Origin of the sequence: [Limnothrix rosea] IAM M-220, from assembly GCF_001904615.1 — a bacterium.
Classification (GTDB): domain Bacteria; phylum Cyanobacteriota; class Cyanobacteriia; order Cyanobacteriales; family MRBY01; genus MRBY01.
In genome coordinates this window covers 1-9,808 of record NZ_MRBY01000083.1, presented here as the reverse complement: position 1 = coordinate 9,808, position 9,808 = coordinate 1, and the positions used below count along the sequence as shown (strand labels likewise).

The window sequence follows — 9,808 nt, the reverse complement described above, 5'->3', positions numbered from 1 at the left end:
CAAAACAATTTGATTGCTCTGAAAAGACAATAGAATACATTTGCTAAGCAAAGACCCTCATCAGTAATGGTGGGGGTTTTTGTTTTGGGATTAAATAATAATTTCAAGTTGTTAAATTAAATCTCAGGCTTTTTTTCCTACCGCTTATCGTTAAGATGTTCTTTAAAGATCAAATGAGGTTAATAGGCATATGAATCCTGCTGCTAATAATGATTTTGAACAGATTTCAAGCAATCAAGGCGATGAAGGTGTAATAGATAATCAAGAAAAGCAGGCAACAGGTATCGCTTCTTCTAAAAGAATTGAGGATCAGGCGAGTGATGAAGAAATTAGAGAAATCGAATCACAGAAGGACATATTAGACAAACAAAAAACTCTTTACATATCCAATAAAACTATTTTTACGGCAGGTGCTATTGGTGGTGTTGGCAGTGTCTGTATCAAACTTATTGGTGAAGAAAGTGGCCGTAATGAATCCCTTGAATCAGTAGAAGAGGAAACGAGCAGAACGGATTTGTTGCGTTCGGTTGATTTTTCCGAGCTGAGCTATGGATTGGGCGCTGAGTTTGTTATTTATTTGATTATGAGTATTTTCCTGGGGGCTTTGTCGGGATTTATTTTGGTCAGTATGGGAGGCATTTCAACTCGGCTGGATAATCAGCAGCGATGTTTGGCGAGTGCGATGTTGTTTGGTTTATTTTTTCCTTCAAGTATTCAGTTGATGAAACAAAATTTTGATAGTCAGATTAAGATTGAATCTCAGCAAAAGGAGGTGCAAGAGTTAAAGGTTAAAGAGGAAACATTGTCTCAGAAAAATTCAGCTTTACGGGAGGAAAGTAAAGAGGCGATTGTCACTTTGACTCGCACAGAGGATGTCCAGGAAAATCCTGAACTAAAACAAAAAGTATTAGAGGGTTATATTGATATTTTTCGTAATGTTGATGAAGCGAGTGAGCAAAAAAATTTGCTAATTAATATTTCAGATGTGGGTGAAGGTAATATTGTTGAAAATACTTCTATTACACGAAATGCTGTGAACTTTTTGGAGCTAGTGGCTATGGACGAAAAGTATGAGATTTCAGTTAAGGAGGTTGCTGAAAAAAAGGCAGCTGAAATTCGTGTGAAATGTGAGCTAGAGGGAATTGATTGCGGCTAACTCATAAGGAACAGGGGCTTTAAATTATTTAATAGTTCGTGTTTTTATGTGTTATCGTAAGTTTGCAATTAAAGAGTCAATTGCTTTTTTAAAGGATTGTATTTCTGTCGTATTAAAAATAGTTTTTTCAAAGTCAACTTCTCGTAGGCGATCGCCCACTGTCTGGCGATATTTTTTGTCAAGAATTAGTTTGAGAGCCATGTGAATATAGTCTTTTTTTGTCGTGGCAATGAGATCCATTAAGCCCACTTGTCGCAGCAGCTGTGCGCCGACTCGGTTATACCAGCGATCGCCTTCAAATACGACGGTTGGTTTGTATAAGTAAAGGCTTTCAATAATTGAATGACAACCGCCCACATGAAATGAATCTAGCGTCATATCGCCGGTTTCCATTAGTGCTAGATAGTCTTGGTTGGCGATCGCCGGAACGAGTTCAAAGTACTCACGCGGTAAAACTGATGCAATATCTTGGGTAAACACTAAATAACTATTTTGATTCAGCGAGTGTCCACAAAAAAATCGAAATAACGGTGGCTCTGGTGTCTTTTCTGTAATACGTTTCAAGGTTTTTAACAAAGAAAAATTGATCTTTTGGGCTGACCAAGGACAATTAATAATAATTCGAGAATTCTGAAAATGTTGTCGTTCTCGTCTTTGATATGGTGGAGGATGATGGACGACTCCTAAGTTTGGTAATAAAATGAGATTTTCAGAATAAAATTGCGTTGATTCTGTCGGAATTTCTACAGTCTGGCCGCTAATAAAATAATCAATTTTTGCCCCATAGGTACTTACTGGATGACCTAGTCCACAACATTGAATTGGTGAAAGGCGGAAATTTGCTAATAGAATACTTTCTGTATTTACGCCGATATCTGTGAAATAAATTAAAGAAAATTGGTTACCATGCAATTGATCATAATTTAGTGAATTATCTTTTGCTTTTATATAAATGATTTGTTTAAAAAAATCTTGATCGACTAATTCATTTTTTTCGCCACAATAGATCAACGTAAGTTCATATTTGTTGGCAAGGGCTGCAATATAAGTAGATAAATTTCTATAAATCGAACTTTGTGGAGACCAAGAACTACTAACAATAGCAATCTTTTTTTTATCGTATTGTTGTTGTGCATTAGTTTGGGGAGCAGATGACTGCTGTACAAACAAATTTATTTTATATTTTAGGAGTCTGTCTAGGTTTGGGGCAATGTAAGTGGCGCTACAATATATGTCGGGATAGTTATAAAAACGGGTTAAATTAGGATGATCATAGGTGGCGTGAAAATAAATTCTTTTTGCAATATTTTCATGGGCTAGACCTGTTGCATAATGACTAAAAATGTAACTATACCAATAGCAAGCTAGGTCTGGGTTTGTCGTAAATATTTTGTTGTAGTCAAAGTAAAATTCATTGCGGGGTGAGTATAAAGCTAATGCTTTGCCTAGATTTTCTGGTTGTGTACTGAGGATTTTGAGATATGGATCGGTATTTTGAAAGCTTGAAATGGCGGCTAGGGTTGCAATTATTTTATTTCGACGAATAAATGCTCGTAAATAGTCTTCTGGTAAAACAAGTTTAGCTTGACTAAAGGTATAGAAGAAATTGCCTAAAAACTGATCTATATATGTTTGGAGGGGAATGGTTATTTGTCTATCGGTGCGTTGTTTGAAGTGGTCAAGAATTGAGAGGTATTGTGTGGCGATCGCCTCAGTTTTTTGAGCTAAAAATAAGTCTAAAATTTCATGGGGCTTAAAGTCTGGTAAATTCAATTTTTGGGATGTTGACATCTGACCAAATTAGTCACGGCTGGAGGGGTTGAGCCATTCGTTTAAGCCTTCGCCCATTAATGATAATCCCATTACCATTGTTGTCATGGTCAATCCGGGGAAAAGTGCTGTCCACCAAATTCCTGTGGGCAAAGCATCGAGGGCTAAACGTAAATCGTGACCCCATTCGGGAGTACCGTCAGGTAGGCCTAAACCGAGGAATCCTAAGCCGCCTAAAATCAAAATCGCATCGGCAGAGTTTAGGGTAAAAAGTACGGGCACACTTTGAATGACATTGAGGAATAAATATTTCGATAAAATACGACTTGGTGTTGCACCCATTGCTTGGGCGGCTTCGATGAAAAGCTCTGTTTTGGCGCTGGTGGTACGGTTACGAACAACGCGAAAATACTGGGGGACGTAGGAAATACTCAGGGCGATCGCCGCATTAAACACTCCTTTACCAACCACGAAAGCTAGGGTTACAGAGAGAAGCAAACCGGGCAGGGTATAAATGGTATCCATCAGGAACAGTAAAGCACGGTCAACTTTTCCGCCGAAATAGCCACTGATCATTCCCAATGGCACACCGACAATAAGGCTCAGACTGGTGGCGAGTAAGACGACTTTGAGGGCGGCCTGTGTGCCGAAGAGGGTGCGAGAGAGGACATCATAGCCTTGGCGACTTGTGCCAAACCAATGTTCCCAACTGGGAGGTTCGTGGATGGGAAAACTAAGGGAGTCGAGGGGATCTTTCAGCCAGCCAATATTTTCTAGTATGGGTGCGCCGAGGGCGATCGCCACAAATAACCCTGTAATCACAATGCCAATGAAGGTTAACCAGCGCGATAAATTTGCTTCAGGATTTCCCCCTGCCATAGCAGCCTGTCCGAACTCAAAATACGACGTAGTCAGTATAGCCGTTGATGTCGTACCCTGTGGATTTCTACCAAATATCTAAACCAATTAATAGGCTTTCGCGATCGGATAAATCGCCAATTAATTTACGCAGTGGTGGTGGTAACTTTTTAATGAGTGTTGGAGTGGCAACGATATGGTCAGATTCGGCAAGGTCGGGATGTTCGTAAATATCGATAATGCGAATCTCGTGGCGTTCTGCTAGATATTCGTTGCAAATTTTGTGAAGTTGTTTAATTGCCTGACGTGAATTACTCGTTTTGCCGGCAACGTATAGGTACAACACATAAAATTCTTTTTCGTCATGATGTTGTAGTTGAGGCTCGGTTGAGTGACCAAAATTAAAAGCGTTACCCTGATGGGAGTCAGAAGACATAGATATTAATGGAAGGTTTAGGTGAGGAGGAGGTTCGCCGTTTGTTGTCTGAGAATTTGCCGAAGGGCGATCGCCGTCCATTTTATATCTTCTTTTTGAGTTTGAGCGCCGCAAGATAAACGAATCCCCGAAAGAGCGGCTGCCTGAGAATAACCCATTGCTTTCAGAATAGAGCTAGGGCTAAGGGTTCCACTATGGCAGGCAGAACCAGCGCTAATGCCGATCCCTGCAAGATTTAGTTGGCGCACGATGCTTTTTCCCGTCAGGCCTTTTAGGGGAGAATCATCACGGATCACGAAGCTAATATGGTGGGGCAAACGATGGTGGCGATCGCCCGTGGGTTGGAGATGATGACAGTCAGCCAACAGTTCAAAACAGAGGGTCTGCAAATCCCGCAATCTTTGGGATTCAGCCATCAAATTTTCGGTAGCTAATTCAGCAGCAACGCCAAAGGCCGCAATGCCGGGCAATCCCTGGGTGCCAGAGCGTAATTTATTTTCTTGCCCCCCGCCAAAGAGTTGGGGGTGAAGCTCTAGGCCAGAACGCACATATAGCGCCCCAGTGCCCTGTAAACCGTAGATTTTATGACTTGATAACGATAATAAATCTACTGGCAAAGTCTCCACATTAATGGGGACTCGACCTGCTGCCTGCACTGCGTCCGTATGGAAAATGACGTTATGTTTGCGGGCGATCGCCCCTAATTCGGCAATAGGTTGTAATGTGCCCACTTCACTTTGGCCATAAATAATCGACGCTAAAACAGTGTTCGGTTGAATCGCTTTTTCAAAATCGACTGGATTAACCCGCCCATAATGATCAACGGGTAAGCGTGTCACCTGCCAACCTTGGGCTTCTAAATAATCTGCCGGCTTGGCGATCGCCGGATGTTCCACACTCGAAATAATCAGATGTTGGGGCGATTGAAACTGACTTGTCATCCCAAAAATGGCAAGATTATCCGCCTCCGTTCCCCCCGCCGTAAACAAAATATTATCTGGATTTGTCGCCCCAATCAGACCTGCAACTTGCATCCTTGCCATTTCAAGCAGCGTTGCCGCCCGATTTCCCCATTGATGCAGACTAGAAGGATTTCCCCATTCAGCCGTGCAAACATCCTGTACTTTCTCTAACACCAGTGGATGAGGCGGTGTTGTCGCACTGTAGTCAAGGTAAATTTGCATAGCATTATTTGGGGTTATCTTATATTTAATGTAGCGATTTTACGGAAAGGACGGTTAGGAAAGCGCTGCCATGGGATTTAGATCGGCAAATTATTGCCCCCGCAGGATAATAAAGCCTGAAGCCAACTTTTCCAAGCTATAGCTAAGGCTAGCAAGATTAGTACACGAACCTTTGGGTTCAAAAGGCGGGGATTTTTCCAAAGGCTTTGTTTACTTCGCTAGCATTTCACACATCCCTAACTTTGTCGTCCTAAACTGATTGGCTTTGACCATAGTCTCCTCGCAATATTCAATAAAATTAAACCTGAAATGACCCAAGCTCAGGCCACTTCAGATTTGTTTTTACTCTTGCTTGTTACTCTTTTCGGCGAATTCCCTAGACTAGTTCGCGCACATCACTCACTTCACCTTTGATGGCGGCAGCCACCACCATGGCAGGGCTCATCAGCAACGTACGACCAGTGGCAGAACCCTGACGACCTTTAAAGTTGCGGTTGGAAGAAGAGGCACTAATTTGGTCGCCTTCGAGTTTGTCGGGGTTCATCGCCAGACACATGGAACAGCCGGGTTCACGCCATTCAAAACCGGCTTCGGTGAAAATTTTATCGAGACCTGCTGCTTCTGCTGCAACTTTAACCCGTTCAGAACCGGGGACAACGAAAGCTTTAACGCCTTCTGCAACTTTTTTGCCTTGGGCATATTTGGCGGCTTCTTGGAGATCGCTTAACCGACCATTGGTACAACTACCGATAAAGCAGACATTGATCTTAGTGCCTTGGAGGGGTTTGCCGGGTTCGAGCTGCATATATTTGTAGGCTTCGAGGGCAAGGGCTTGTTCATCGGCAGGCATACTATCGGTTGTCGGTACGGGTTCGTCAACGCCAATACCTTGGCCGGGGGTAATTCCCCAAGTAACTGTTGGTGGAATGTCTGCTGCGTCAAAGGTGACAACATCGTCGTACTCGGCATCGGCATCGCTCCGCAGGCTCTCCCACCAGGCGATCGCCTTATCCCAGTCACCATCTTTGGGTGCAAAGTCACGACCTTTGAGATAGTCGTAGGTCACTTGGTCGGGATTGACGTAGCCGCACCGCGCACCGCCCTCGATGGCCATATTACAGACGGTCATGCGCTCTTCCATGGACATTTTTTCGAAAGTACTCCCGGCATATTCGTAGGCATATCCCACACCGCCCTTTACACCGAGTTTGCGGATAATGTGCAAAATCACGTCTTTGGCATAGACACCCGGCTGCAAATCGCCATTCACCTCAATTTTGCGCACCTTGAGTTTCGCTAAAGCTAAGGTCTGGGAAGCCAAAACATCCCGCACTTGAGATGTACCAATCCCGAAGGCGATCGCCCCAAAAGCACCATGGGTAGAAGTATGGGAATCACCGCAGGCGACCGTCATACCCGGTTGGGTGAGACCTTGTTCCGGCGCAATCACGTGCACAATCCCTTGGCTACCAGAGCCAACATTGTAAAAACGAATATTATTTTCCTTAGTATTTTTTTCCAGCTCTTGCATCATCTGCTCTGCTAGGGGATCCGCAAAGGGACGCGCTTGGTTGGAAGTTGGGACAATATGATCAACCGTTGCAACAGTACGTTGGGGATACATGACTTTTAGGCCACGCTCTCTTAGCATCGCGAAGGCTTGGGGGCTTGTAACTTCATGGATTAGGTGCAGTCCGATAAACAATTGTGTTTGACCAGAAGGCAGCACCTTAACGGTGTGTAAATCCCAAACTTTATCAAAGAGAGTGCCTTTACTCATGTGACTGAAATACTGAAATAATTTAATTCACGGTCTTCAATCATACATCCTTTATTCCTCCTCGCTGGGGTTGCCAGAATGGGTACTCTGATATGTGGGTAAAGTAATAAAAAAATCTGTCCCTTGCTTGGGTTTTGATTGAAATGAGATGTTGCCTTGGTGGGCTTCAATGATGAGCCGTGAAAGGTGTAATCCGAGACCGCTACCCCCTTTAAAATGCTTGCCTTGACGGAAGCGCTCGAAAATTTCGGCCTGGTCACTCAGGGCAATACCAGACCCGCTATCGCTAACTTTCACTAAAATTGTGTTGGTATCTGCATAGCTTAAATCTATTTTTACAAAGCCTGCGGTTGTAAATTTAATGGAATTACTCACTAGGTTGGTAATGACACGGTGCAGGGCGAGGCGATCGCCTTCGATCCAGACGGGATGGGAAGGCACAGACATTTCGAGGGAGAGTTTTTTTTCAAGGGCAAGGGGTTGTAGTTCTTGAATGACGTTATTGATCACTTTTTTGAGATTCGTTTTACTGAAATGAAAGGTTTTTTGAGCCGATTCATAACGATAAACCTCCAGAATATTGTTCACCATTTCCAGCAAGTTCGCGTTACTGCGGGACATGGTTTGTAAAATCTCGATCATTGAATCTGATAATTCTCCCAAAGCCCCTTTCATCATCAGACTCAGCATACGATCAGCTGCAATCAAAGGGGTGCGCATATCATGGGTGAGGCGTGAGGCAAAGTCTTCCCGCTGTAGGGCGATCGCATTTTTTTCGTCAACGGTGTGCTTCAGACGCAGGAGGCAACGAACCCGCGCCAATAGCTCATCAATTTCCACAGGCTTACGGATAAAATCATCCGCACCAATGTCTAAACCAAGGGCAACACTAGGTTGGGCATGGGCTGTAATCAGCAAAATCGGCATATAGGGCAACGATTCATTACTCCGAATACGACGTGTCACCTCAAAGCCATCTATATCGGGCATCATCACGTCCAGTAGGATCAGTTGAAATGACTCTTTCTCGATAAGTTCAAGGGCTTCAGTCCCATTGGTCGCCGTTACTAAATCCAACTCTTCATTTTCTAGAATGCTTTGAATTAACAACAAATTGTCGGGGGAGTCGTCCACCACTAAAATTCGATCTGAAGTGTTTGCTAAAACCATAGATATTGAACAAGAAAAGTCGTCAGGGCAGAATGTACCCGCCCACTTAGTAAAGAAGATTGACTATCTTTTTTTAACCTCCCTTGGATATATATGAAAAAATGTGAATTCATCCTCGGAGGTAGCGAGTGTAAATTTTTTATTTTTTCTTAATTATAATTAGTGCATCAGTTTGCTTCGCCCATTGGACTTGGAAGGCTTGCAGTCAAGGTGCGAAATAATGTCTAATATGGGTTTTTATACTTTATTGACATCTACTTTTTTGGGGCATTGGGTCAAGGGCGAAAGGCTTTTATGGCAGTCTGAATTTTGATATATCGGAATAGGTTTTTTGAGGTTAAGAATATTTAGATTTTTTTATTTTTTTGATGGTGTGTATTGCCAATATTTAATTGTCGTATCCCAGCTAGCGCTCAACAGATCATAACTGTGGGGCAGGAAGCTAATGGACCAGACCCAGCCTTGATGACCTGTCAGTTTGGCGATCGCCTTCCCTGTTTTTAATTGCCAAATTTTAATTGTTTTATCTTGGGAACCTGTCGCAAACAGTTGGCCATCATCACTAAAACAAATGCTGTTAATGGATTGGCCGTGGGCTTGAAAACTTTGCAATATGTTTTGTGCTTGCAGTGACCAAAATTTGACGACACCATCTCCATCGGCACTAATGGCAAATTTACCGGAAGGATGCGCCGCTGTTGTGAGTACTTCCGCTTGGTGATCGACTAGGACCTTGAGAATTTGATTACTAAATAAAGACCATAACCGCACAGTGTGATCTTTGCTGCCACTGACTAATATTTGCTGTGCTGGACTGACGGCTAGGCTGACAACCCAATGGTCATGGCCTCGCAATGTGGCGATCGCCTGATCACTCCTATGCGGCTGCCAAATTTTAATTGTTTTATCTTGGGAGGCGCTGATCAAAGTATGTTGCTCGAAAAGCAGTGCCCGCACCCAGTCGTGGTGACCTGTGAGCTGGGAAAGTTTTTTGCCTGTGTGGGGTTCCCACAGTTCAATGCTGTCGTCATTGCCTCCTGTGGCGATCACCTGACTATCAAATTGAATCGCCACACACCGCAGCCACGAGCGATGTCTTCCGAAGGTATAAACAGCATCCGGTTGATTGAAGTGCCAAATTTTTGCTGTTTTATCGCCACTAGCCGTGACAAAAAAATCCTTGGCGGGACTCACGGCGATCGCCCGCACCCATGACTGGTGTCCTTGGTAGGTCATGGAGCAATGCCAGCAAGAAGTCACTAAAAAATGCCTCAACTCTATTAGCAAGCATAAAGAAAAAAATAAAATTTCTCTATCTATTGTGGCTTAAAATACGCTTTTTTAACTAAAAAAAATGCGTCAAAATTTTAATAAAAAAGAAAAATAAACCCTTTAATTTGAGTCTGTCTAAACGCAACAAGTTTGCCTTGCTACCATTAGACTCAAATTAAAGG

8 protein-coding genes are annotated in these 9,808 nt (G+C 43.2%); 1 reads left to right on the top strand and 7 read right to left on the bottom strand.

Features of this window, described 5'->3' with window-relative positions; translation table 11 throughout:
• Positions 1–190 precede the first annotated feature (190 nt).
• The gene (locus NIES208_RS18070; protein WP_075894384.1) at positions 191–1,156 is read left to right on the top strand and encodes a hypothetical protein; all 966 of its coding nucleotides are present in this window, start codon (positions 191–193) and stop codon (positions 1,154–1,156) included.
• A gap of 51 nt (positions 1,157–1,207) precedes the next feature.
• Here the strand turns inward: NIES208_RS18070 and NIES208_RS18065 are convergent, their stop codons facing one another.
• The 7 genes from NIES208_RS18065 to NIES208_RS18035 all read right to left on the bottom strand — a co-directional run bounded on the left by NIES208_RS18065 (position 1,208) and on the right by NIES208_RS18035 (position 9,590).
• Complete coding sequence (locus tag NIES208_RS18065; protein ID WP_075894383.1) at positions 1,208–2,947, bottom strand: O-linked N-acetylglucosamine transferase family protein; 1,740 nt, start codon at positions 2,945–2,947, stop codon at positions 1,208–1,210.
• A gap of 9 nt (positions 2,948–2,956) precedes the next feature.
• Complete coding sequence (locus NIES208_RS18060; protein ID WP_075894382.1) at positions 2,957–3,805, bottom strand: ABC transporter permease; 849 nt, start codon at positions 3,803–3,805, stop codon at positions 2,957–2,959.
• 67 nt (positions 3,806–3,872) lie between these two features.
• Entirely contained in the window at positions 3,873–4,220 is a 348-nt protein-coding gene (locus NIES208_RS18055; protein ID WP_075894381.1) for a circadian clock KaiB family protein, read from the bottom strand.
• A 17-nt stretch (positions 4,221–4,237) separates the two neighbouring features.
• Complete coding sequence (locus NIES208_RS18050) at positions 4,238–5,404, bottom strand: cysteine desulfurase family protein (protein ID WP_075894380.1); 1,167 nt, start codon at positions 5,402–5,404, stop codon at positions 4,238–4,240.
• A gap of 376 nt (positions 5,405–5,780) precedes the next feature.
• Complete coding sequence (gene leuC / locus NIES208_RS18045) at positions 5,781–7,184, bottom strand: 3-isopropylmalate dehydratase large subunit (RefSeq protein ID WP_075894379.1); 1,404 nt, start codon at positions 7,182–7,184, stop codon at positions 5,781–5,783.
• A gap of 51 nt (positions 7,185–7,235) precedes the next feature.
• Complete coding sequence (locus NIES208_RS18040) at positions 7,236–8,354, bottom strand: sensor histidine kinase (RefSeq protein ID WP_075894378.1); 1,119 nt, start codon at positions 8,352–8,354, stop codon at positions 7,236–7,238.
• 357 nt (positions 8,355–8,711) lie between these two features.
• On the bottom strand, positions 8,712–9,590 hold the full coding sequence (locus NIES208_RS18035; protein WP_075894377.1) for a WD40 repeat domain-containing protein: 879 nt from the start codon (positions 9,588–9,590) through the stop codon (positions 8,712–8,714).
• Between the last annotated feature and the right edge of the window lie 218 nt (positions 9,591–9,808).